Below are 25,908 nucleotides of genomic sequence, written 5' to 3' on the forward strand. Positions count from 1 at the left end.
CGATTAAAGCGTTAAACTTTATCTCGCTAGGGCTGCGCATATTACGCTTTCCTATTTTTTTGTCAACACTTAATTTTCAGTTTCTTTTAAAAGATTTGAAAGCTAAGTTTTACTCGACTCACTTACCGTTTGTTCAGCGCTTTTCATTGCTGCCTGCCGGGTCAGTGGATGCGCATTATAGGGATATTCTGGAGAGGGTCAATGCTTTATTTCAGTTTTATTAAATTAATTTCAATTTAGTACAGTAACCATACAAACAAAGGGCTACAGAGCTGTTTTTGATTAAAATTCATTCACACAAGGCATGATTGCAAGAGGGGGAGGAAGTAAAAGCGATTTATAGATAACTGCTAATCGCTTTTACATAACACTTTATTAATTACTGAGTTGTTATTTCCCATACGGCAATTGAGCCTGAGATTTCATTACCTACTATAAGCAGTGCTTCGTTTGTTGCACTTTGCGCTGCAGGAACAAATGTCATTCCTTCAGGAGCAAGGTCGCCACTTATATCTGCACTTGGTTCTAAACCACGATTATAGAAGTAGTCTTGAAATTTCACATCGTAAGGGTTGGTTATATCAAACACCATTATTGTGCTCATACGCTCTAAGCCAACAAAAGCAAACAACCTATCGCCAACCTTACCTAATGTTAGCGCTTCGGGTTCTGCCCCTTTATCATCTGAGCGTGTATCGCCTTTGTTTTCATCTTCGTTGTTATTAAACGCGTTACCATGAACAGAAGCGGTTACTCGTGCAATTTGATCGCCTGAGTCAAACACCACCAGCCCATTGCTATCCCAAATGGTAAATGAGCGTGCGCCATAGGCATAAAGAGATTCGTATTGGCCATCGTTATTTTTATCACCTTTTACTGTTGTAACTTTTAAACGACCAATGTCGTTATCATCGTTATTTAAGTAATCGAAGTTAGCTGCGAGAGCTAGATCTTCTACGCGGCTTTCATCTATATATGCCAAACACCCATCTTTAGCGTCATAATCAAGGCCGCCCTTGGCTATACAATCAGCTTCATCGCTGGCATCAAAAAAGTATTCGCGTGCATCACCCTCATTGGCAGATACAATAAAGTTGGCTCCTTTCCAACTAAAACTTGCAATTGTATCTGGCTGATACATGCCATATAAACCAGGGTATGATTTAAAGTTAACACCGCCGTCTTTGTCTGAAGCGTCAAATTGTAAGTTTGACCAATCTTTAAAACCGAGCCCTTTTAGCTCAAGGGAATTATCTTCAAGGTTGATGATAGCTAGGCCGTTATTTTCTTGAATAGAGACATAGGCGTATTTATTATCCTTGGAAATACTCACATACTCTGGCTCTAAATCCATAGCGACGGTGGTATTTATTAAATTACCATTAATAGTACGTCCAGTGGGATTGGCAAACACTAAACCCTGCGCTTCTAATTCAGCTTGCTTATTATTGTAATCTTGAAAGTTTATGCTCAAAGCGTTATCGGCAATAGTGCCGTTAGTGATATCGATAATGCTAATAGTGCCTTCGGGATCGATACTGTAGTCGCCATTAGGTTCACCTTCATTAGCAACCACTACTTTTGCACCATCATGACTAAATGCCACCATGTCGGGTAGGGCACCTACTGTTACATTTTTAATAAATACTGGTGTATCTCCGCTAATATTGTAAAACGCTATTTGGCCAGCTTCGCCCACGCTTGTAGCAGCCATTGCTACCGCTAATAATTGGTTATTCGCATCGATAGCTATGCTGTTTGCATCGCCAGGCGTATTTTCATTTAGTGAGAGCGTAATGGCAGAGGCTAAATTGGTCGCGGTTACAATACCTTCGTTATCTTTTACTAATGCCGCAGTGTCGAACGTATCGGCAGGAATGATATTCACAACAGCTTCATCACCAGAGCTATTAATGGCATAAATCCATTTTTTAGAGGCTTGGTAGGCGACTATTTCAGCTGCACCTTCCGGGCTTTGTGCATTGAGTACTGCGCGGCCAATAAGATTGATATTTAAAGCTGAATTTGCATTAGTGCCGTTTTCGCCATTATTACCCGCGGTACCTTGTACACCCTGTACGCCATCTTGGCCGTCATCACCATCTAGTGAGCAACCAGTTAATAGTGATAGCAAAGAAAGGGCTATTATTGATTTGTTTAACATTATTATTTTCCTTAGTGTTGTATTCGTTAAATATCAACACACAAGGATGACAACTGTATGGCATTTTTATTTATAGAATATTTAGGCAATAAAAAAGCGAGTATGAAACTCACTTTTTTGTGGGGGTTAGCTTATTTAATCAGACTGGCCACTACATATTATTTATATAATCATCGCGCCTTTTTCGAGTTATTTTAATAAACTTTTTTAACTCATCAACGGAAGGCTCAATACCTTGTTGATTTTTCTGTTCAAACCAATCGGTAACATCACTGGTTATGACAGAGCCATCTTGTAAGCATAACTCATCATTTTTTAACCAAACATCGGGACCTCTGAATGATGGACTGGTATACCAATTACAAAAGCTATATCTCTCACGTGTTAATTTAGACTCAATGTAAAAGCTATTAACAATAGATAAAATTATATATAAAGGTATTGCGCGCAGCATAAGCTTTACCATTAACCTTACTGTTTTTTCATTGCGGAAGTTCAATACTTTTTGTAAACCTGCAATTGTCATTAAAACAGGAAATGGAGCCATTACTATTATCGGAGCCAACAAGCCGCTTTCTCGAATATAATAAAGCGACTCATCAAAATAAACATTTTCAACATACCCATAATAAGAGAAATAAAATAAAGCAATTGTAAAAAATATAAAAGCAAACAGGCCTATCACAACAGTTAATTTATGCTCGAAGCTTTGTTCTGTAAAACGTTCTTCGGATTTTTTCCATTCTAAAATAGACATTGTTTATAGCTCATTTTTATTAGGGTTAAATTTACCTTTGGAAGCCAGAAAAATCCCTTTATAAAATTATTTAGCTTAGCTGGTTATTTTAAATAAAAACGACTGCAGCAATTTTGAGTTAATTTTAACGATTATACTCTGCTCTAGTTTCTTGTATAAAAACTTCAAGTTCATTAAGTGTTGGCTCAATTCCTTTTTCATTATGCATTTCAAACCAATCATAAATATCACTAGTGATTACAGAACCATCTTGTAAGCATAACTCGTCATTTTTTAACCAAACATCGGGACCTCTGAATGTGGACTGGTATACCAATTACAATAAGTATAGCCATTGCTTTTTATATATGACTCTATATACAAGTTGAAAGGGATTACTAGCAAAAGAAATAAAGGTAATGCAATAAACAACCCTTTAACAAAGCCTGTCATTAAGTATTCAGATTTATAATTTAATAACTTCTGAATAGAAGCTAAAAAAAATAAAGAAAAAGGGAAAAGGAAAAGGAAAAAAAGTAAAAGAACCTTTCCACTTTTTTCTTTAATAAAATAACTAGACCCAACAGCTTCCAGTAAACTAATTTCTGAGATGACGGTATAAATTAGAGCAAAGCAAAGAATGCAAATTACGATAGACCCTAACAAGTTTATACATAATTCTTTAAAAGCGAGGTTTCTGCCACTCTTACTTGCTTTTTCCCATTTAAATATTTTCATAATATTTTTATGCTCGGAACCCCAAATAATGCACCGAATACTCCATAAGGGTCTTCACTCAGTGCTTTATTAAAGCTTATAAATAATGAATAGACTATTACCTGATAAAATACTTTTTATTTGGCTTTGGCGTTGTCTTTCAACGATTGCCCGGCGAGCATAAGCTGACATGTAACACTTCCTTGAGTTATATTTTAATCCATTATCTAATAGTCTAATTAATTAAGAATATTTAGGCAATAAAAAAGCGAGTTATAAAACTCGCTTTAAATATTTAATAAGTAATGGTCATTACTATTTTTTAACAGGACGTTTCCAACCATCTAAATTACGTTGCTTGCCACGTGCTACAGCTAGCTGATCATCCGCGACGGTATTGGTAATAACAGAGCCCGCGCCCACAGTTGCTGTAGCACCAATGTTTACAGGCGCAACCAGTGACGAGTTAGACCCTATAAAGGCATTATCGCCAATAATAGTTTTGGCTTTATTCACGCCATCGTAGTTACAGGTAATTGTGCCTGCGCCAATATTCACTTTTTCGCCAATTTCAGCATCACCTAAGTAACTTAAGTGGTTTGCTTTAGAGCCTTTACCTAAACGGGTTTTTTTCATTTCGACAAAATTGCCAATGTGCGAGTCTTCTTCCATTACTGCACCAGGGCGAAGGCGGGCGTATGGACCGAGTGTACATTTAGCCGCAACTGATGCATCTTCAATTAGTGTATTAGCTTTAATAATAACATTATCGCCGATGCTACAGTTTTTAAGTACGCAGTTAGGACCAATTTGTACGTTATTACCTAAGGTTACTGTACCTTCAAAAATAACGTTGATATCGATGAGGACATCTTCACCTGTTTTAACGTCGCCACGTACGTCAATACGTGCAGGGTCAGCAAGGGTGGCCCCATTTAGCATGAGTTCTTCTGCTTGCCATGCTTGGTAAGCACGCTCTAATCCTGCAAGTTGTACGCGGTTATTTGCACCTTCAACTTCCATTGGGTGATCAGGCTGTGCTGATGTAATTTCTACGCCTTCACTATGCGCCATAGCAACTATATCTGTTAGGTAGTATTCACCTTGGGCATTATTGTTGGATAAATTACCTAACCAGCTTTTTAAAAGCTTACCATTAACCGCCATAATGCCGGTGTTTACTTCGTTAATAAGTAACTGCTCTGCATTGGCATCTTTTTGCTCAACAATACCCACTAGCTTGCCATCAACACGCAGCATACGCCCATAACCATTTGGATTTGCTAAATTAACGGTTAATACTGCTAAGCCATTTTTAGGTGTCGCTGCTAATAAGCGTTCAAGTGTAGATTGCTTTGTTAAAGGTACGTCACCGTATAAAACCAGTACGGTGTCGTCGTCATTTATATGTGGGTTAGCTTGTGCCACTGCGTGGCCTGTACCTAGCTGTTCAGCTTGCAGCACCCAGTTTACGTTATTATCGGCTAATTGTTGTTGTAATAGTTCGCCACCGTGACCATAAACTAAGTTAGTCGATGTAGCACCTAGCGCATTGGCATTATCGATAACATGTTGCACCATAGGTTTACCTGCCACTTTATGCAGTACCTTAGGGAGAGCAGAGCGCATACGGGTACCTTTACCCGCTGCAAGAATAACCGTTGTTAGAGCCATTAAAACAATTTCCTTTTTCCGTTGTTTTAGCTTAATAGAATAAGTGTGCTGCAAAGTAGATTACGTAAGTCACATCATGTGCAAATACTCAGTAGGCTAAGCAATGACTACTGAATCTTAACTTAAGCAAAGTAACACCTAATAGAATAGGGTTATTGTAGCGAGGATCTTGCGTAGATATAAGTAATAATGAAGAGATATTAGCCATAACGATTAATTTATTTACAAATAGCGACAGGATTTATCATCAGGCACAAAAAAGCCCACATAAAGTGGGCTTTTAAAAACCAGATAGGCTTACTTTTTACGTAATTGCTGAATAACGCGTAGCTGAGCAATTGCTTCAGCTAGTTGCATTGCGGCTTGATTGTAATCAAGCTCAGCAGATGCACCTTTTGCCATTTGGGCTTCAGCGTCACGTTTAGCTTGCTCTGCAGCTTTCTCGTCCAGGTCTTCACCACGAACAGCTGTATCAGCAAGTACGGTTACTATGTTCGGTTGAACTTCTAGTGTACCGCCAGCAATATAGATGAGTTCTTCTTCACCAAATTGCTTAACTAAACGTACCATACCAGGTTTAAGGGCAGTTAGTAGTGGGGCGTGACCGGCATTAACACCTAACTCACCTTCACTACCAGATACTTGAATAGATTCTACTAAACCAGAAAATAATTTCTCTTCAGCACTTACTACATCAAGATGTACAGTCATAGCTGCCATACTACCCTCCTAATTACATGCTTTTGGCTTTTTCTTGAGCTTCTTCAATAGAGCCAACCATGTAGAACGCTTGCTCTGGCATATCATCAAACTCACCGTTTAAGATACCTTTGAAGCCTGCAATTGTGTCTTTAAGTGAAACGTATTTACCTGGCGCACCTGTAAATACCTCTGCCACGAAGAATGGCTGAGATAGGAAACGCTGGATTTTACGTGCACGAGATACAAGTTGCTTATCTTCGTCAGAAAGCTCGTCCATACCTAGAATCGCGATGATGTCTTTAAGTTCTTTGTAACGCTGAAGAACTGTTTGAACGCCGCGCGCTATACCGTAATGCTCTTCACCGATTACTTGTGGATCAAGCTGACGTGAAGATGAATCAAGAGGGTCTACCGCTGGGTAGATACCTAGTGATGCGATATCACGTGAAAGTACCACTGTTGCATCTAAGTGAGCAAACGTTGTTGCTGGAGATGGATCCGTTAAATCATCCGCAGGTACGTATACCGCTTGGATTGAAGTAATTGAACCAGTCTTAGTAGATGCGATACGCTCTTGAAGTACACCCATTTCTTCAGCAAGTGTAGGCTGGTAACCTACCGCTGATGGCATACGACCAAGAAGTGCTGATACTTCTGTACCCGCAAGTGTATAACGGTAGATGTTATCTACGAAGAAAAGTACGTCGCGACCTTCGTCACGGAACTTCTCAGCCATAGTAAGACCTGTTAACGCTACGCGTAAACGGTTACCCGGTGGCTCGTTCATCTGACCGTATACAAGCGATACTTTATCAAGTACGTTTGAATCGTTCATTTCATGGTAGAAATCGTTACCCTCACGAGTACGCTCACCAACACCTGCGAATACTGAGTAGCCGCTGTGCTCGATTGCGATGTTACGGATAAGTTCCATCATGTTTACGGTTTTACCAACACCGGCACCACCGAATAAACCAACTTTACCACCTTTAGCGAATGGACATACAAGGTCGATTACCTTGATACCCGTTTCTAAAAGCTCAACTGAGCTTGATTGCTCTTCGTAAGTAGGTGCTGCACGGTGGATAGACATACGCTCGTCTTCACCGATTGGACCTGCTTCATCAATTGGCTCACCAAGTACGTTCATGATACGACCTAGGGTCTTAGTACCAACTGGAACTTGAATTGCTTCGCCTGTGTTTTCTACTGAAGCACCACGACGTAAACCGTCTGTAGTACCTAGTGCGATAGTACGTACCACACCGCCACCTAGCTGCTGTTGAACTTCTAAAGTCAAACCAGCTAAATCGCCATCTGTTACTTTTAGCGCGTCATATACGGCTGGCACGCTGTCTTGTGGAAATTCGATATCCACAACGGCGCCGATAATTTGGACGACCTTACCTAAACTCATGTCTATTCCTCTCGTTAATCTTTGCCTGAAGCATTAAACTGCTGCTGAACCAGAACAAATCTCACTAATTTCTTGTGTGATTGCTGCTTGGCGAGCTTTGTTATATACAAGCTGTAACTCATCCATAAGGTCACCGGCATTATCAGTTGCAGCTTTCATTGCAACCATGCGGGCAGCCTGTTCAGAGGCAGCGTTTTCAACTACACCTTGGTATACTTGAGATTCAATGAAACGTACTAACAAAGACTCTAAAATAGCCTCTGGGTTTGGTTCATATAAGTAATCCCACGCATGTGTAGATACTTCTTCTTCAGCTTTTGGCAAAGGGAGTAACTGATCTACTATTGGCTCTTGCTTCATGGTATTAACAAAGTTGTTATATACCAGGAATAAACGGTCAATTTTACCTTCAGAGAATGCATCTAGCATTATTTTTACCGGACCAATTACGTCCTGTACTGAAGGCTTATCTCCAAGACCTGCTTTTTTAGCAAGCACTTGACCACCAAAACGTTGAAAGAAGCCAGCTGCTTTACTACCTAAAGTAGCAAAATCAGCATCTACGCCTTTCTCTTTCCACGCTTTAATGTCTAATGCAACTTTCTTAAACTCATTTGAGTTTAAGCCGCCACATAGACCACGGTCAGTAGAGATAACAATATAACCAACTCGTTTTACTTCACGTTCTTCTAAGAACGGGTGAGTAAAATCAAGATTTGCTTGAGCAACACGACCAATCACTTTTCGTAATTTTTCAGCGTATGGACGGCTTGAAGCCACTCGTTCTTGCGCCTTTTTCATTTTAGACGCAGCAACCATTTCCATTGCGCTAGTGATCTTTTGAGTATTTTTAATACTGCCGATCTTGCTTTTAATCTCTTTTCCGCTGGCCATGACTCTCTCTCCGAATCAAGGTGTGCTTTAGGATATAAAGCACACCATTAATAACTAAATTACCAAGTTTGCGTAGACTTGCACTTCTCTAGAAGTTCTTTAAGCTGCGCTTCGATCTCGGCGTTGTAGTTACCAGTTTCATTGATTTGAGCCATAAGCTCTGCGTATGTGCTATTTGCGAAAGAAAGTAATGCCGCTTCGAAATCCATGATTTTAGAGATTTCGATGTCTTGCAAGTAACCTTTCTCAGCTGCGAATAACGACAAAGACATTTCAGCAACAGACATTGGCGCGTACTGTTTCTGCTTCATTAGCTCTGTTACACGCTCACCATGCTCAAGTTGAGCACGAGTAGCATCATCAAGGTCAGACGCGAACTGCGAGAACGCAGCTAATTCACGGTACTGAGCTAGGGCTAGACGGATACCGCCACCTAGTTTCTTAACGATTTTAGTTTGTGCAGCACCACCAACACGCGATACCGAGATACCAGCATTTACTGCCGGACGGATACCTGAGTTGAATAAGTCAGTTTCTAAGAAGATCTGACCATCGGTGATAGAGATAACGTTTGTCGGTACGAACGCAGAAACGTCGCCGCCTTGAGTTTCAATGATAGGCAATGCCGTCAATGAACCTGTTTTACCTTTCACTTCACCATTAGTGAACTTTTCTACGTAATCAGTGTTTACACGTGATGCACGCTCTAAAAGACGCGAGTGAAGGTAGAATACGTCACCTGGGTATGCTTCACGGCCTGGTGGACGCTTAAGTAGCAATGAGATTTGACGGTAAGCAACAGCTTGCTTAGATAAATCATCATATACGATTAATGCGTTTTCACCACGGTCACGGAAGTATTCACCCATAGTACAGCCCGAGAACGGTGCTAAGTACTGAAGTGCCGCAGATTCAGAAGCAGATGCTACAACTACGATAGTATTTGCAAGTGCACCGTGCTCTTCTAATTTACGTACTACGTTAGCAATAGTAGATGCTTTTTGACCAACCGCTACGTACACACACTTAACGCCTGTGTCTTTTTGGTTGATGATTGCATCGATTGCTAGTGCAGTTTTACCTGTTTGGCGGTCACCGATAACAAGCTCACGCTGACCACGACCAACTGGGATCATCGCATCGATAGATTTGTAACCAGTTTGTACTGGCTCATCTACTGATTGACGCTCGATTACACCTGGTGCAATTTTTTCTACAGGTTCAAAACCGTCGTTATCTAAAGCGCCTTTACCATCGATAGGAGCACCTAGCGTGTTTACAACACGACCAAGTAGACCCGCACCAACAGGCACTTCTAAGATACGACCAGTTGTGTATACTTTTACGCCTTCTGTAAGGTCAGCGTAAGGACCCATTACTACTGCACCAATTGAGTCGCGCTCAAGGTTTAGTGCGATAGCATAACGGTTGCCAGGAAGCTCAATCATCTCACCTTGCATACAGTCAGCTAGACCGTGGATGCGAATGATACCGTCAGTAACAGATACAATTGTACCTTCGTTACGAGCTTCACTTACAACTTCGAACTTCTCAATACGTTGTTTGATCAGATCTGAAATTTCAGTGGAATTAAGTTGCATGCTCTTTTTCCCAATTACGATTGTAGTGTTGTGGCTAAGCGATTTAATTTACCGCGTAAAGAGCCGTCAATTACAGTGTCGCCTGCCTTAATAATAAGGCCGCCAACTACTGTAGCGTCTTCACTACAATTCAGCTTAACTTTGCGTGCGAAACGTTTTTCAAGTGCCGCTACCAATGATTCTTGCTGGGCTGCAGCAAGAGGTGTTGCCGAAATCACATCAATATCGATTTCTTTTTCATAGTCTGCTTTTAAAGCAGAAAATAAATGAGCAACTTCAGGTAGTGCAATCAAACGTCCATTTTCAGCCATCACCTTAACTAGGTTCTGACCTTGTTCGTTGAGCTGCTCACCACATAAGTTAATAAATAACTCAGCTTGTGCGGTAGCAGTAGGCAATCCAGCTAAAATGGTAGATGCCTGTTCATTGCTGGCAACGTGGCCAGCAAAGAACAACATGTCATTCCAGCTTTCAATAGCGCCTTTTTCAACGGCAAGTTCAAAAGCCGCTTTAGCGTATGGGCGAGCGATAGTAGTCAATTCAGACATGCTCATACCCTCCTAATTACAGCTCAGCGACAAGTTTTTCAACGATGTCACTATGTGCGGCTTGATTGATTTCGCGCTCTAAAATTCTTTCTGCGCCAACCACTGCCAGAGTTGCTACTTGCTTACGTAGCTCTTCTGTCACACGGTTACGCTCTGATTCAATTTCAGAGTGCCCTTGAGCAATAATTTTTTCACGCTCTTGCTGACCACGAACAGTTTCTTCGTCAACAATTAGCACGGCACGCTTTTTAGCTTGATCAATGATATCAGCCGCTTGAGCCTTTGCATCTTTAAGCTGTTCTGCAGCTTTCTGTTGCGCTAGTTCTAAGTCTTTCTCGGCTCTATCAGAGGCAGCTAAACCATCTTCGATTTTCTTCTGGCGAGCTTCAATTGCACCGTTTAGTGGTGGCCATACGTATTTCATACAAAATAATACGAACACCGTAAACGCAATTAATTCACCGATAAGAGTGGCGTTTAAGTTCACAACCGCTCCTCCTTAAATAGTAAGCTGTTCAAAAAATAAAATTAAAGTACGAACAACAATACCATCGCGATACCAACACCAATCATTGCTACAGCATCGATTAGACCAGCAAGGATAAACATTTTAACTTGTAGCGATGGTGCTAGCTCAGGTTGACGTGCACATGCTTCAAGGAATTTACCGCCCATGTTACCAAAACCGATTGCTGTGCCGATTGCACCGAAACCGATAAGTAAAGCTACTGCGATGTATTTTAAGCCGTTTAATAATTCTAAAGCTTCCATTTATTTCTCCAAAGTTTCAATTGTATTAAAAGTAAAAGTAAAATTGTAAATATAGTAATTAGTGATTATCTGAACTTGCCATGCTTAGGTATACGATTGTAAGCATCATGAATACGAATGCCTGCAATACGATTACTAAGATATGGAATACAGCCCACACAAAGTGCAACGGTAGTTGCATTAAACCTACAGCACCTATAAGGATGAAGATTAACTCACCTGCATATAAGTTACCGAACAAACGCAGAGCCAGTGAAAACGGCTTAGAAACCAATGCGATAAGTTCTAGTAATAGGTTGAATGGGATTAAAAGAATCTGCATAGCTGTATTGTTTGAACTAAACGGGTGAAGTGTTAGTTCTTTAATAAAACCGCCGATACCTTTGATTTTAATTGAGTAACCAATCATTAGAATGAACACGCCCAGCGCAAGTGCAGCTGTCATGTTGATATCTGTAGTTGGTACAATTTTCATGTATACGTCGTGTGAATCCATACCGAATGCAGTTTCGCCAACAAAGCCAGCAAATGCAGGTAGGAAGTCAACTGGGATTAAATCCATTAAGTTCATTAAGAATATCCAAACGAATATTGTTAATGCTAATGGTGCAATTAGCTTACTTTTACCATGGAAGGTATCGCGTACATTGTCGCCAACGAACTCAACAACCATTTCAATGAAACATTGAAGTTTTCCAGGTACACCCAGAGTTGATTTTTTTGCGGCACTACGGAAGATCCATAAAAATATTAGACCTAGTCCGATAGACCATGCGAGGGTATCTATATGCCATGTCCAGAAGCCACTATCCGTACATGCTTTATTGAAGGCAAGACCAGCGTCGGTCGAGCACATCTTAGCATTGGTTAAGTGGTGCTGAATATGGCTAGATAGAGTAACTTCTTCTGCAGCCATGTTATATCCCAAAAGTTAATGTTTAAAAAAAACGGGTGTAAACAATCCTGTAAACAACACCAACACATAAGCACAAAAGAAAGGTAGCAGTACTACCGGATAAAGCTTTAGCATTAGTGCAAACAAAACGATTGTTAGCATAAATTTTAATCCGTTGCCGCGTTTTAACGAGGCATACGCTTGATTTGCTCGACTTGCACCCATATATCTGAATGCATAAAGCGCAAATACAAAGTTAGGAAGTACTGCGACTGCGCCACCAGCTAGAGCTGAAAGTGCGGCATTGGTTTCCCAACCTATAAAAATTATTAGTGCAGCTAAAAGGGCTACAAATCCCTGAAGGCAAATTAATTTTAATGCGGCAAGCCTATACGGGCTCGCTAACTTATTAGTCACTTTTAATTAACCTTTATGACGCTCTAATTGTCAGGGTATGAAAACTGGCGAAATTATACTTAATCCTGCCAGTTTTGCAACTTGAGTAGGTGCTTTGTAACACAAAATCGCTGTAAATGTCCCTTTTTAGACATCCAATGAATTAATGGTGGGAATAGTCTTGATTGATACGGTTTAAAATACCGTCTAACTCGTCAAGATTAGTGTAAGAAATAACCAACTTCCCTTTGCCTTTTTTGTTGTAATTTATTTCTACCTTTGCCCCTAGGTTATCAGCAAGCTGCTGCTCTAACTGTTTAACATCTGGGTCTTTTTCTACTACTTCTTTTGCTGGAGCTGGCTCTAAAATAGAGCGTACTAGTTTTTCTGTTTCGCGAACGGTCAATGCCTTTGCAACAGCTAAACGGGCTGCGTCTGATTGCACTTCGCCTTCAAGTGCTAACAGGCAACGTGCGTGGCCCATTTCAATGTCACCATGCTCTAACAAAATTTTTACATCGTTATTTAGATTATTTAAGCGTAATAAGTTAGTCACGGTCGTACGTGATTTACCAACGGCATCAGCCACTTGTTGATGCGTTAACTCAAACTCATTAAGCAACCGATTAAGTGCAATCGCTTCTTCCATAGCGTTTAAGTCTTCACGCTGAATATTTTCAATCAGAGCAATAGCAACGGCAGCTTCATCAGGTACGTCTTTAATAATACAGGGTACAAACTCAAGTTTAGCAATTTGTGCAGCACGCCAACGACGTTCACCGGCAATAATCTCATAGCTGTTATGCGCAACAGGGCGCACAACGATAGGTTGAATAATTCCTTGTGAGCGTATCGAACTGGCGAGTTCTTCGAGTGCCTCTTCAGACATGTCTTTACGAGGTTGGTACTTACCTGAGTGTAAAAGCTCGATCGGTAGTTTTTGTAATTCACTGTTACTAGGCTGCGCTGCATTTTCAACTGCGCTGGTTACGTTAGCAGTATCCTGTTCCTTGCCTTCGCTTGGTGCAGGTTTAGATGAACTTAAAAGCGCATCGAGTCCTCGGCCTAAACCTCGTTTTTTAGCAGACATGTTATTTTTTTACCTCAAAGTTAGGCGACAACGGGAGTTGTTTTTTCTTTTCTGCGTAGCATTTCACCAGCGAGAGCTAAATATGCTTTCGCGCCACTTGATGCTCGATCGTAGTACATTGCTGGGGCACCAAAACTTGGGGCTTCTGCAAGTCGAACATTACGTGGGATCACCGTACGGTATACTTTATCGCCAAAATGTTGTTTTAATTGTTCTGATACATCATTTGCTAGTCGATTACGCGGATCGTACATAGTACGAAGTATGCCTTCAATCTGTAAGTTAGGGTTAACTAACTTAGCAAGTTGCGTAATCGTGTCCATTAACGCTGTTAATCCTTCCAATGCATAATATTCACATTGCATAGGTACTAAAATAGAATCGGCAGCGGCCATGGCATTAACGGTTAACATATTTAAAGAAGGCGGGCAGTCTATAAAAATAAACTCATATTGATCTTGTATTTTTTCAAGCGCGTTACGCAAACGTACTTCTCGCGCAAATAATTCCATCAGCTTAACTTCTGCAGCGGTCACATCACCGTTTGCAGCAATCATATGATATTCGCCTGAGGTTTCTTTAATAATCACTTCATCAATAGGCTTATCTTCTATGAGCAAGTCATAGATAGTAGGGACGTCACCATATTTGTCGACGCCACTGCCCATGGTCGCATTGCCTTGCGGATCGAGATCTATTAACAGCACTTTACGCTTCGTTGCAGCCATAGATGCAGCGAGATTAACGGCAGTGGTAGTTTTACCTACTCCACCTTTTTGATTTGCTAATGCGATGACTTTTGCCACAGTGTCTCTGATCCCTAGTCTTTAGAAAGAATTATTAAATGTCGTTGTGCATCTAAATCCGGTACTTCTAATGCAATTTTTTGCTCAAACTTAACACCTGTAGGGAGTGAGTCTAATTCCTCACTTGGAAATACCCCTTTAAGTGCAATGAACTTACCTGAATGATCAATTAAGTGCGAGCACCAGTCAATCATATCTTGTAACGATGCAAATGCACGACTTAGTACGCCATCTAATTTAACACTTGGTTGATATTCTTCAACTCTTGACTGCACCGGGGTGACATTATCAAGACCAAGCTCATGTTTAACATGCATTAAAAAACGTACACGTTTACCTAAACTATCTAATAATACAAACTGCGTTTCAGGTAAGGCAATAGCTAACACTATGCCCGGTAAACCAGGACCTGTGCCAACATCAATATAATGATGACCGGTCAAGTGAGGAGCAACAACTAAGCTATCCATTATATGTTTAACCATCATTTCTTGAGGCAAACGTACCGAGGTTAAGTTATAGGCTTTATTCCACTTATCGAGTAATTCAACATAGCGGACAAGTTGTTGCTGTTGTTTTTGTGTTAGCGCAATATCAGTTTGCGCTAACAAAGTTGTTAATTGTTGCTGTAACACAATGTACCTTTACCGTTACGCAGTTTTGCGTAACAAGCCTTGCTTCTTCAGATACACTAATAATAGCGAAATCGCCGCTGGGGTGATACCAGAAATACGCGAAGCTTGGCCGATAGTGTCTGGACGAGCATCAATTAGCTTTGCAACTACTTCGTTTGATAAACCAGAGACGGTTTTATAATCAAACTCTTTTGGTAGGATTGTTTCTTCATGACGAAGCTGCTTATTGATCTCATCTTGTTGACGCGCGATATAACCTGCGTACTTTGTATGAATTTCAACCTGTTCTAGAGCGGCCTGATTAGTGAACTCAGATCCGAGTCCTTCAATCGCCATCAAGTCGTTATAACGCACTTCTGGACGACGCAGTAACTCTTCTAAGCTGGCTTCACGCACAAGTGGCGTTTTTAGTAATTCGTTTACTTTATTAACCATGGCATGATCTTTATGGATCCAAGTATCTTTAATACGCTGTTTCTCTTTAGCGATCACTTCCATTTTTTCGTTGAATGCTTGCCAACGTTCATCGTTAACTAGACCTAGTTCACGACCTTTTTCAGTTAAACGAATATCAGCGTTGTCTTCACGAAGTAGCAAACGGTATTCAGCGCGGCTAGTAAACATACGGTACGGTTCTTTTGTACCCAGTGTTGCTAAGTCGTCAATCAGTACGCCAACATAGGCTTCATCACGACGTGGTGTCCACGACTCTTTACCTTGTACTTGTAATGCTGCATTCATACCTGCGATCAGACCTTGCGCACCCGCTTCTTCGTAACCGGTAGTACCATTAATTTGACCAGCAAAAAATAAGCCATCAATAAACTTTGTTTCTAATGATTGTTTTAAATCGCGTGGATCAAAAAAGTCATATTCAATAGCATAGCCAGGACGACAAATGTGTGCGTTCTCAAAGCCGGTGATCGATTGCACAATTTCTAACTGCACATCGAACGGTAAGCTAGTTGAAATACCGTTAGGGTATAACTCGTATGACGTTAAACCTTCTGGCTCTACAAATATCTGGTGTTTATCTTTATCTGCAAAACGGACAATTTTATCTTCAATAGACGGACAGTAACGTGGGCCTATTCCTTCGATAACACCTGAGTACATAGGTGAGCGATGTAAGTTTTTGCGAATAACATCATGTGTTTTTTCATTGGTGTAAGTGATGTAACACGGAATTTGTTGCGGATGGTCGCTTTGTTTACCCATAAATGAGAATACCGGTGTTGGTGCATCACCTGGTTGTTCTTGCATTTTACTAAAATCAACAGTCCGGGCATCAATACGCGGTGGCGTGCCGGTTTTTAAACGATCTACTCTAAATGGTAATTCACGTAAGCGATCAGCTAAGGCAATTGAAGGCGGATCGCCAGCTCGGCCACCTTTGAAATTTTCAAGGCCGATATGAATTTGACCGCCTAAGAATGTACCCACGGTTAGTACCACACTAGGTGCACTAAAACGTAAACCCATTTGTGTCACCACACCGGTTACACGATCATTTTCAACGATTAGATCATCACATGATTGCTGAAAAATCTTTAAGTTTTCTTGGTTTTGAAGTGTGTTTTGAATAGCCGCTTTGTACAAGGCACGATCCGCTTGTGCACGCGTCGCTCGTACAGCAGGGCCTTTAGAAGAATTAAGCGTGCGGAATTGGATCCCGCCTTTGTCAATAGCTTGAGCCATTGCGCCACCTAGGGCATCAATTTCTTTAACCAGATGGCCTTTGCCAATGCCACCAATTGCTGGGTTACAAGACATTTGACCAAGGGTATCCATATTGTGAGTCAGCAGCAGGGTATTCATCCCCATACGGGCAGCTGCCAATGCGGCTTCAGTGCCTGCATGTCCACCACCTACTACGATAACGTCAAAATTTTCGTGAAAAATCATTAATGGGATCCTACTTAAATCAAACCAGTAAACTTCAAAAGGGAGCGTATTCTACCTAGAAATTAGCAGAAGATAAATGATTAAACAGTGCTCAAGATCTAAGTAAGTGATCTCTAATAATATAAAGGATCTTTTAAAGAGATCTTTTAATACTATTACTACTACTGATCGGTTTTTCTGTTGATAAGCTTTAGATCATGATTAAAAACATATAATTAGATCGGATCTAAAGGTGTTAGTATGATCGGATCTTCAGGCAAATAAGCTCTGATCAAAACAGGCTGTTATACACAGGCCGATCAAGTCTCGATCTTATCCCATGGATAAGCATGGCTAAAAAAGCAGTTTAATCAGTGTTTATCCACAAAACTTATTAAATTATTAGCAAATTGTGGGTAACTTTATTTATAACTTTTCGCTTGATCTTTCTATTTTAAACCTGTCTGTGCTATCCATGAGTCTAACCAAGCTAAGGCCGTATCTTCGGGCAGTGCTTCATCAAGAATATTAAGCTCTAAACGTTGTGCTACTTTTACAGCGCCTTTTTGGCTTAAAAGAGTATCTACATTTCGCCCTGCAAGGTTATAAGTGTCGTAACTAGTATCGCCAAGTGCAATAACCGAATACTTTAAATGTGAAAGATCATCCACTTGAGATACTTGTTCGATAAAACCAATCAGGTTGTCAGGGTAATCACCCGCACCGTAGGTTGATGTACAAACTAACCAAATAGTATTTTGTTGATCTATTTCATTAAATTCAGGTTGATCATGTAGTTGGCTATTAATCCCTTGGTTGTTAAGTGCATCATTTAACTGCTCTGCAACGTACTCAGCGGATCCCATTTGACTACCAACGATAATATTTACTGAACTCATGAATATGGCTGATCACTATTAGTTTTAATTGCTGCCTATGATAGCTCAGTGAGTATAACAGTAAAGTTAAGAGTGTTATTTTGTATAACTATTTTTGTGGTAATTTAAGCCTTGGTATTAATTGCTTGCTTAACTTATTGATTATTAATGATTTAACAAAATATCTTTAAATGTAATCTTCTGATCAAGTTGTTGATAAGGTTGGGGAAAGCTCTGCTTAACTAAAAACCAATATTATTAATAATTTGCTAAGTTATTGATTTTATATTGAGTGTTAACCACCAGCTAGTACAAATTTATAGATAAAGGCGTGTTGATCTTAGTGTGGATACAAAGCATGTTGATAACTTAAAGTTGGGATCGAAAATAATTTTAAAAAATGATCTATTTATGCAGATCAGACTAAAAATCCATTTTTATTTTCTAAAAATCGCTATTTAGCTTATTTAAACACAGCATATTTTTACTTTTTATCGCTTTTAACTCATTTTCAAGGCAATAAAACCCTAATTGTGGATAACTGATCTGCAAAAAAATAATTTTCATCAATTTAAACTAAGAAATTAACTATATTTTGCTGGTGGAGTGGGCGATCAAACTTACTTTTTAGGTACGTTTTATTTTTATGGTTTGATAATTACCTATGCTCCAGCTTGAAAAGCTAATGTAATAGGTTCTCTTTTAGGGCGAAATAAGCTTAATTTTTTACTATTAATGTAGGTAGCTTATCTGTTGTTTGGTGTGATTATAGGTTTAGCTCATCTGCCTTAAACACATTTTTAAACATGAATGGAGGCTAATATTGGTGCAATTTAGCTATATTTTTTAGTCTGTTTGGTTTTTAAAGTGAGTTATTAAAATACATTTTGGCGAGTCGATATTAAAAATAGTAGGACATTAAAAAGGGCACCTAGGTGTCCTTAATGATTAAATTATTAGTTCAACTATTTACCGATACAGAACGAGCTGAAAATTTTGCCAAGCAAATCATCAGAAGTAAATTCACCAGTTATTTCGTTAAGATACTGCTGTGTTAAACGTAGTTCTTCAGCGAGGATTTCACCGGCCACGTGCATTTCTAATTGTGTTTTACCGGTATCTAAGTGATAGGCTGCGTGTTCCAGTGCATCTAAGTGACGACGGCGTGCCATAAAGCCACCTTCTGTGGCACCATCAAAACCAATGCAGGCTTTTAAGTGCTCACGCACTAGTTCTATACCGTCAGCATTTTTAGCGCTTAAACTGATGACCGGATATTGTTGCTCTTGATCCATACCAACCGTATCACCCGATAAATCGGCTTTATTTCTGATCACGGTTACGCCCATACCTTGGGGTAATTTAGCCATAAATTCAGGCCAAATAGCATGTGGATCGGTATCAGTTGTATCGGTACCATCAAGCATAAATAATACCCGATCGGCTTGGTTTATTTCATCCCAGGCACGTTCAATACCTATTTGCTCAACTTTATCTGGGCTTTCTCGTAAGCCTGCGGTGTCGATTATATGCAGTGGCATACCATCTATATGTATATGCTCACGTAATACGTCACGAGTGGTGCCAGCTATTTCAGTTACGATGGCCGCTTCTCGCCCTGCCAATGCATTAAGTAAGCTTGATTTACCTGCATTAGGGCGACCAGCAATAACGACGCGCATACCTTCGCGCATTATGCTGCCTTGTTTGGCTTGATTGGTTACGGCATTAAGCTGCTCAATAATGGCATTTAAATCACCGCCCACTTTTCCGTCTGATAAAAAATCGATTTCTTCATCAGGAAAATCAATAGCCGCTTCTACGTACATGCGCAAGTGAATGACTTTTTCAACTAAGGTTTCTATGTGTTTAGAGAATTGGCCTTGAAGTGACTGTAGGGCGCTTTTAGCCGCTTGCTCACTGGTTGCATTAATTAAGTCGGCGATTGCTTCTGCTTGAGTTAAATCAAGCTTGTCGTTCATAAACGCACGCTCAGAGAATTCACCAGGCTTTGCTAAACGTACACCGTCTATTTTACTAATTTCTTTAAGTAGCATATCAAGCACAACAGGGCCGCCATGGCCTTGAAGTTCGAGTACATCTTCACCGGTAAATGAGTGTGGGCCGGCAAAGTAAATCGCAATACCTTGGTCAAGTTGCTGACCTGCAAGGGTGTTAAATGGCACATAGTCGGCATAGCGAACTTTAGGGACTTTGCCAATTATTTTTTCAGCAACCTGTTTGGCTAGGTTTCCTGAAACGCGAATAATACCAACACCGCCTCGGCCTGGGGCAGTGGCTTGTGCTGCAATTGTATCGTGATTGATCATGCGGTTTATTTGCCAACTTAAATAACGTAATGGCGGTATTGTAACCTATCAAATAGGCACTCGCGAATGCTGTTATAAAAAATTGGCAATAAAAAAGGCGACCTAAGTCGCCTTTATATAAGTAGGGAGGATTAATCGCCCCTTACTTTAATACCTTTCTTTTCCATGCCACGGTAGATGATTAACATCTGGACAATAGAGATAAGGTTAGACACTAACCAGTAAAGTACTAAACCAGATGGGAACCATAAGAAGAACACAGAGAAGATAACCGGCATAAAGGTCATCATTTTTTGCTGCATTGGATCGGTAACCGTCATAGGTTGTAGTTTTTGTGTAACAAACATACTCAAACCAAATAAGATTGGTAATACGTAGTATGGGTCTTGCGCAGAAAGGTCAGTTAGCCAAAGTACAAATTCAGCGTGACGAAGTTCTGTAGACTCTAAGAATACATAGAACAAGGCTAAGAAGATTGGCATTTGCAGTAAAATAGGGAAACAGCCACCCATAGGGTTTACTTTTTCTTTACGGTACATTTCCATCGTCGCTTGGCCGAATTTTTGACGATCATCGCCATACTTTTCTTTTAGCGCCTTCATCTTAGGCTGTAATGCACGCATTTTAGCCATTGAGGTGTACTGTGCTTTAGTCAGTGGGTACATTAATGATTTAACAATAATAGTGATGGCAATAATTGCTACACCCCAGTTACCTAAAATGCTGTGTAACCATTTTAATAGTACAAATAACGGCTGAGAGATAAACCATAACCAACCGTAATCAACGGTTAAGTCTAGGTCAGTGTGAATCGCTTCAAGTATATCTGACTCTTTAGGGCCCATGTAATAAGTTGCAGTAAGTGTTTGCTCACTACCAGCTTGAACATTTACCGCTTCGTCTTTAACACCAATAATAGCCGCGTTACTTTTAGTGATTAAACTATAAAGTGTATTCGCTTGATCTTGCATTGGTACCCAAGCACTTACAAAGTAATGCTGAATAAAGGCAACGTAACCACCTTGGGTATTTATGTTTAGGTTTTTATCGGCCATATCTGAAAAACTATACTTTTCGTATGGTTCTTCATCAGTACCGTATGCAGCCCCTAAATAGTTTTGATCAACCATGCTGCCTTTTTCTTGTACGGTACGCTTTATTTGTGTGTAAAGCTGAACTTGTACTGGCGAGCTAGTGGTGTTGTTAACTTTATATTCTAAGCCAACATCATACTGACCCTTTTTGAATACATAAGTCTTAGTAAAGCTTACACCGTTACTATCAGTAAACTGAAGAGGAACACGAAGTTCATCACCCGTTAAAGTATAAGAAGTTTGTTCTGATTGGTAAGTAGGACGACCATTTGCAGATGCATCTGGGCCATTTAAACCAATTAAACCACTTTGTGAAAAGTATTGATTACCATCAAATTCACCCAGCAGCATAAAAGGTGTTTCTTTGCCTTTTACTTCTTCATACTGAAGTAAGTCTGTTTCAACAATGTCACCGCCTTTGGTGTCAATTTTAACTTTGAACACGTCAGTCGTAATATCAATGACTGAGCGTTTAGCTAAAGTTGTTGAAGCAGGTAAACCTGAGTCTGATGAAGCTGGAACATAATCATCTGATTCTGGTGAATTTGCTTTTAGTGTTTGTGTAGTGGCACTAGGATCGGCTTTTGGTGTGTTGTAGTCATTATTCCACTCTTGAAATAATAAAAACGACACTAGCATTAGGCCGATGAATAAAAACGTGCGTTGCGATTCCATAACAGCTCTTATTTCTCGTGTTGGTGGTTAATACGGGTTAATTTTTCAGGAACGGGGTCGTCTCCGCCTGAATGTAAAGGATGGCATTTTAATATGCGTTTAACAGCTAACCAACTCCCTTTTACCGATCCATGCAAATTAATTGCTTGAATAGCGTAACTAGAGCATGTTGGATTAAAACGACAATGCGGACCTAATAGCGGGCTAATCCACTTTTGATAACCGCGGATAAATAAAACTAAACAACGTGTTGGTAAAGCAGCAAGTGGTTTAAGTAACCTCATGTTGTACATGCCCCTACGTTATGTTTAGTGAATAGATACCATGTATTTAAAGACTCACTATGAGATTTTAAACGCATGATTAAAAGGTGAGCTAAAGATACCTTAATTAACCCTGTAATTCTATTGCTATTGGGTTTGTTTAGTCGATTTAGCTGATTTGTTTGGGCGTTTTTTAAATGGTGGCGGTTTAGGGGCACCAGGTTTGCAGCGTTCATTAATCTTACGCCACAGCTTTGTAAGTTGTTTGGTTAATTCTTCATTAGACTGTTCATCAATGCCACTTTTAACCATCAACACAATATCAATATTATCGAGTGTGTGTTGATTTAAACGAAAACTTTCGCGAGCAAGACGTTTAATACGGTTTCGTTGACATGCCTTTTTTACACGTTTTTTAGCAACAGTAAGGCCTAACCTAGGTTTTGACTGGTCACTTGGTTTTGCTAATAAAGTAAAGAAAGGAGTTGCAGCCCGAGCGGGTTCGTTAAATATGCGAGAGTAATGCGAGGGAGTTAACAGACGTAACTCCCTGCCAAAGCTAAAGTCTTCCACTTATAAATTAAGCAGAAAGAACTTTGCGGCCTTTAGCACGGCGACGAGCTAATACTTTACGGCCATTTACAGTTGCCATACGAGCACGGAAACCGTGTGTACGTTTGCGTTTTAAAACGCTAGGTTGAAAAGTTCTTTTCATAACAATCTCATCCGATCGGTTAAAGTTAAAACATCCTATGCAGGTCGCGATCCTGGCACAGGTGCCATTGCGAGCGCGAGATATTATAGATGAAGTGACGAAAAGTCAATCATAATAGAGTGCGTAAAGCATGTTTATTTATGATCAATTTTCATGATCCGATAGGATCATCATAAATAAGAAGTTTTCCACAGCCCCTGTATAAAAAGTGAATAAAAGCATGGGAAAAGTAAATTAGATCGTAAATTGTGGTCGCGATCTGCTGCCAGTTTTGTTATGATCTCTAATCAAGCTTTAAAATAAAAAGCTATTTAAATCAGTCTGTTATTATATTTATACATCGATATCAACAATTTTACAAAAATCAATCTTTTACTTGTGGATAAAGTGCATTCATAATAGTCGGTCTTGGGCTGCTTATTGAGCCATTTAAACGCAATACAGGTGTGATTTTTGAATCATTATTGATGTGCGGGAATAAAAATTATATCTCTGGGAGTTTTACTGTGTATCTGTCGGTTTGGCAAAGTTGTTTATATGTATTGCAAGATGAATTGCCTTCGCAGCAATTCAGTATGTGGGTCAGACCACTTCAAGCAGAAAGTACCGAAGATACCTTGACGATTTATGCGCCTAATCGTTTCGTACTTGATTGGGTGAGAGAGAAGTACTTAAATAGAATAAATGAATTATTGGTAGAAATTTGTGGTGTAGAAGCACCCGAGTTACGCTTTGATGTAGGCAGCAAGCCGCTATTAAATGCACAAGCTGCACCAGTGGTTGAAACACAATCAGCGCCAAGCACGCAATCAACGGCAAAACAACCACCTCGAGAACAAAAACCGGTTGTAGAGCCAGCTCCTAAATCTGGTTATAAATCAAACATTAAAGAAAACTATACCTTTGATAGTTTTGTTGAGGGTAAATCTAACCAATTAGCAAAAGCGGCTGCCACTCAGGTAGCAGACAACCCTGGCTCTGCATTTAACCCTGTATTTATTTACGGTGGTACGGGCTTAGGTAAAACGCATTTATTACATGCGGTAGGCAACGGTATTATGGCTAATAAGCCAGATGCTAAAATTGTTTACATGCATTCAGAACGTTTCGTTCAAGACATGGTTAAAGCACTGCAAAATAATGCGATTGAAGAATTTAAGCGTTATTACCGTAGTGTTGATGCATTAATGATTGATGACATTCAATTCTTTGCTAATAAAGAACGTTCTCAAGAAGAATTCTTTCATACCTTTAATGCATTATTAGAAGGTAACCAACAAATTATTTTAACCTCTGACCGTTACCCTAAAGAGATTGAAGGGGTTGAAGATCGCCTTAAATCTCGTTTTGGTTGGGGATTAACCATCGCGATTGAGCCGCCAGAGCTTGAAACTCGCGTTGCTATTTTGATGAAAAAAGCCCAGCAAAGTAAAATTAACTTACCGCATGAAGTGGCATTTTTTATTGCTAAAAAATTACGCTCAAACGTACGTGAGCTTGAAGGGGCATTAAACCGTGTAATTGCTAACGCAAACTTTACCGGTCGCCCAATTTCTATCGACTTTGTAAAAGAAGCACTGCGTGATTTATTAGCGCTGCAAGACAAACTAGTCACCATAGACAACATTCAACGTACGGTTGCTGAATACTATAGAATACGTGTATCTGATTTACTGTCTAAGCGCCGTAGCCGCTCTATAGCAAGGCCTCGCCAAGTTGCCATGGCACTATCTAAAGAACTCACTAATCACAGCTTACCTGAGATTGGGGATGCCTTTGGTGGGCGCGACCATACAACAGTACTGCACGCGTGTCGAAAAGTTAAATCATTACGTGACGAAAGCCACGAGATTAAAGAAGATTACCAAAACTTAATAAGAACATTGTCATCTTAGGGCTGACTTTATTATGCAAATAACAATATCAAGAGAACAATTTTTAAAACCATTGGTACAAGTATCGGGTGCCATTGAGCGTAAGCATACGTTACCTATTTTATCTAACGTATTGCTCGTGGTAGAAAATGGCCAGCTTTCAATGACAGGGACAGACCTTGAAATTGAGTTAGTGGCGAGTGTATTTGTAGGTGACGATGTTGCCGATACTAAACTCACATTACCGGCTAAAAAATTACTCGATATTTGTAAAAGTTTACCGGATGGTTCTGATCTTACTTTAAGCTTGCAAGACCATCAGTTACTTTTAACCAGTGGGAAAAGTCGTTTTTCATTGACCACTTTAGCTGCTGAAGATTTTCCTAATTTAGAGCAGTGGGATGGTGAAGTTGAGTTTCAACTAACGCGTTTAGAATTACGTAAATTACTTGAAAGCACACACTTCTCAATGGCAAACCAAGATGTGCGTTATTACTTAAACGGCATGTCGTTTGAAGTTGATAACAGCGATATAAAAACAGTTGCCACTGATGGGCATCGTTTAGCTATTGCACAAAAACAACTAGGTCAGTCGTTAAATACACAGCGCCAATTAATTATACCGCGCAAAGGCGTACAAGAAATTATGCGTCTAATGGTTGCTGATCAAGAGCTGGTAACTATTCAGTTTGGTGCCAACCACATTCGTATTATTGATATTGAATTTACCTTTACGAGTAAATTAGTTGATGGTCGATTCCCTGATTACCGTCGTGTTTTACCGCGCGGTGGCGATAAGGTCATTACCGCGAATCGTGAATGGCTTCGTAATGCTTTTCAGCGTGTGTCGATTTTATCGAACGAAAAGTTTCGTGGTGTACGCTTAAATTTATCAAACGGTTTATTAAAAATTACAGCCAACAACCCAGAGCAAGAGCAAGCTGAAGAAGTGGTTGAAGTAATGTACGAGGGTGATGACCTAGAAATAGGCTTTAATGTCTCTTATGTATTAGATGTATTAAATACATTAAAAACCGAAGATGTATTATTTACCCTTGCCGATTCAAACAGTAGTGCACTTATAGAAGGTGCCGGCGATGAAGAAGCTATGTACGTTGTTATGCCAATGCGTTTATAAGATCATAAATA

25 protein-coding genes are annotated in these 25,908 nt (G+C 39.9%); 3 read left to right on the forward strand and 22 right to left on the reverse strand.

Annotated features, from left to right (window positions below; all coding sequences use genetic code 11):
* Positions 1-224 (forward strand): hypothetical protein (locus tag MTF66_RS34340; RefSeq protein ID WP_248530017.1); only part of this gene is annotated, 224 nt, incomplete at its 5' end.
* 155 nt (positions 225-379) lie between these two features.
* Here the strand turns inward: MTF66_RS34340 and MTF66_RS34345 are convergent.
* The 22 genes from MTF66_RS34345 to rpmH all read right to left on the reverse strand — a co-directional run bounded on the left by MTF66_RS34345 (position 380) and on the right by rpmH (position 22,885).
* A complete protein-coding gene (locus tag MTF66_RS34345; protein WP_138623593.1) occupies positions 380-2,164 on the reverse strand; it encodes a choice-of-anchor I family protein in 1,785 nt (594 codons plus the stop codon).
* Between the two features lie 151 nt (positions 2,165-2,315).
* Positions 2,316-2,921 (reverse strand): DUF1240 domain-containing protein, encoded by a 606-nt coding sequence (locus MTF66_RS34350; RefSeq protein ID WP_138623591.1) that lies wholly within the window; start codon positions 2,919-2,921, stop codon positions 2,316-2,318.
* 1,011 nt (positions 2,922-3,932) lie between these two features.
* Entirely contained in the window at positions 3,933-5,291 is a 1,359-nt protein-coding gene (gene glmU / locus MTF66_RS34355; protein WP_138623589.1) for a bifunctional UDP-N-acetylglucosamine diphosphorylase/glucosamine-1-phosphate N-acetyltransferase GlmU, read from the reverse strand.
* A 297-nt stretch (positions 5,292-5,588) separates the two neighbouring features.
* On the reverse strand, positions 5,589-6,011 hold the full coding sequence (locus MTF66_RS34360) for a F0F1 ATP synthase subunit epsilon (RefSeq protein ID WP_008112140.1): 423 nt from the start codon (positions 6,009-6,011) through the stop codon (positions 5,589-5,591).
* A gap of 13 nt (positions 6,012-6,024) precedes the next feature.
* Positions 6,025-7,410 carry a F0F1 ATP synthase subunit beta gene (gene atpD, locus MTF66_RS34365; protein ID WP_008112138.1) on the reverse strand — a complete coding sequence of 462 codons (1,386 nt, stop codon included), beginning with the start codon at positions 7,408-7,410 and terminating at the stop codon, positions 6,025-6,027.
* Between the two features lie 33 nt (positions 7,411-7,443).
* Positions 7,444-8,304 carry a F0F1 ATP synthase subunit gamma gene (gene atpG, locus MTF66_RS34370; protein WP_008112136.1) on the reverse strand — a complete coding sequence of 287 codons (861 nt, stop codon included), beginning with the start codon at positions 8,302-8,304 and terminating at the stop codon, positions 7,444-7,446.
* 59 nt (positions 8,305-8,363) lie between these two features.
* Entirely contained in the window at positions 8,364-9,905 is a 1,542-nt protein-coding gene (gene atpA, locus MTF66_RS34375) for a F0F1 ATP synthase subunit alpha (protein WP_008112134.1), read from the reverse strand.
* Between the two features lie 14 nt (positions 9,906-9,919).
* Positions 9,920-10,453 (reverse strand): F0F1 ATP synthase subunit delta, encoded by a 534-nt coding sequence (gene atpH, locus MTF66_RS34380; RefSeq protein WP_008112132.1) that lies wholly within the window; start codon positions 10,451-10,453, stop codon positions 9,920-9,922.
* A gap of 16 nt (positions 10,454-10,469) precedes the next feature.
* The gene (gene atpF, locus MTF66_RS34385) at positions 10,470-10,940 is read right to left on the reverse strand and encodes a F0F1 ATP synthase subunit B (RefSeq protein WP_008112130.1); all 471 of its coding nucleotides are present in this window, start codon (positions 10,938-10,940) and stop codon (positions 10,470-10,472) included.
* 41 nt (positions 10,941-10,981) lie between these two features.
* Positions 10,982-11,224, reverse strand: coding sequence for a F0F1 ATP synthase subunit C (gene atpE / locus MTF66_RS34390; RefSeq protein ID WP_008112128.1), 243 nt, complete (start codon positions 11,222-11,224; stop codon positions 10,982-10,984).
* Positions 11,225-11,282: 58 nt separating this feature from the next.
* Positions 11,283-12,140, reverse strand: coding sequence for a F0F1 ATP synthase subunit A (atpB, locus tag MTF66_RS34395; protein WP_008112123.1), 858 nt, complete (start codon positions 12,138-12,140; stop codon positions 11,283-11,285).
* A gap of 15 nt (positions 12,141-12,155) precedes the next feature.
* Positions 12,156-12,536 carry an ATP synthase subunit I gene (locus MTF66_RS34400; protein ID WP_008112121.1) on the reverse strand — a complete coding sequence of 127 codons (381 nt, stop codon included), beginning with the start codon at positions 12,534-12,536 and terminating at the stop codon, positions 12,156-12,158.
* A gap of 142 nt (positions 12,537-12,678) precedes the next feature.
* Positions 12,679-13,605: a ParB/RepB/Spo0J family partition protein gene (locus tag MTF66_RS34405; RefSeq protein WP_138623587.1), complete on the reverse strand. Its 927-nt coding sequence runs from the start codon at positions 13,603-13,605 to the stop codon at positions 12,679-12,681.
* A gap of 20 nt (positions 13,606-13,625) precedes the next feature.
* Positions 13,626-14,411, reverse strand: coding sequence for a ParA family protein (locus MTF66_RS34410; protein ID WP_008112117.1), 786 nt, complete (start codon positions 14,409-14,411; stop codon positions 13,626-13,628).
* A 14-nt stretch (positions 14,412-14,425) separates the two neighbouring features.
* On the reverse strand, positions 14,426-15,046 hold the full coding sequence (gene rsmG / locus MTF66_RS34415; protein ID WP_008112113.1) for a 16S rRNA (guanine(527)-N(7))-methyltransferase RsmG: 621 nt from the start codon (positions 15,044-15,046) through the stop codon (positions 14,426-14,428).
* Positions 15,047-15,061: 15 nt separating this feature from the next.
* Positions 15,062-16,951, reverse strand: coding sequence for a tRNA uridine-5-carboxymethylaminomethyl(34) synthesis enzyme MnmG (gene mnmG, locus MTF66_RS34420; RefSeq protein ID WP_008112111.1), 1,890 nt, complete (start codon positions 16,949-16,951; stop codon positions 15,062-15,064).
* Positions 16,952-17,379: 428 nt separating this feature from the next.
* Positions 17,380-17,829: an FMN-binding protein MioC gene (gene mioC / locus MTF66_RS34425; protein ID WP_008112109.1), complete on the reverse strand. Its 450-nt coding sequence runs from the start codon at positions 17,827-17,829 to the stop codon at positions 17,380-17,382.
* Positions 17,830-18,773: 944 nt separating this feature from the next.
* Positions 18,774-20,138 carry a tRNA uridine-5-carboxymethylaminomethyl(34) synthesis GTPase MnmE gene (gene mnmE, locus MTF66_RS34430; protein WP_010392700.1) on the reverse strand — a complete coding sequence of 455 codons (1,365 nt, stop codon included), beginning with the start codon at positions 20,136-20,138 and terminating at the stop codon, positions 18,774-18,776.
* 131 nt (positions 20,139-20,269) lie between these two features.
* A complete protein-coding gene (gene yidC / locus MTF66_RS34435; RefSeq protein ID WP_248530018.1) occupies positions 20,270-21,907 on the reverse strand; it encodes a membrane protein insertase YidC in 1,638 nt (545 codons plus the stop codon).
* An 8-nt stretch (positions 21,908-21,915) separates the two neighbouring features.
* A complete protein-coding gene (gene yidD, locus MTF66_RS34440) occupies positions 21,916-22,191 on the reverse strand; it encodes a membrane protein insertion efficiency factor YidD (protein WP_024601490.1) in 276 nt (91 codons plus the stop codon).
* Positions 22,192-22,317: 126 nt separating this feature from the next.
* A complete protein-coding gene (rnpA, locus tag MTF66_RS34445) occupies positions 22,318-22,743 on the reverse strand; it encodes a ribonuclease P protein component (protein ID WP_008467046.1) in 426 nt (141 codons plus the stop codon).
* A gap of 7 nt (positions 22,744-22,750) precedes the next feature.
* Positions 22,751-22,885, reverse strand: coding sequence for a 50S ribosomal protein L34 (rpmH, locus tag MTF66_RS34450; RefSeq protein ID WP_008112968.1), 135 nt, complete (start codon positions 22,883-22,885; stop codon positions 22,751-22,753).
* Between the two features lie 506 nt (positions 22,886-23,391).
* Here rpmH and dnaA point away from each other — a divergent pair.
* A complete protein-coding gene (dnaA, locus tag MTF66_RS34455; protein ID WP_010392708.1) occupies positions 23,392-24,780 on the forward strand; it encodes a chromosomal replication initiator protein DnaA in 1,389 nt (462 codons plus the stop codon).
* Positions 24,781-24,793: 13 nt separating this feature from the next.
* The gene (dnaN, locus tag MTF66_RS34460; protein ID WP_008112965.1) at positions 24,794-25,897 is read left to right on the forward strand and encodes a DNA polymerase III subunit beta; all 1,104 of its coding nucleotides are present in this window, start codon (positions 24,794-24,796) and stop codon (positions 25,895-25,897) included.
* Positions 25,898-25,908: the final 11 nt, after the last annotated feature.

The organism is Pseudoalteromonas sp. 2CM39R (assembly GCF_023161845.1).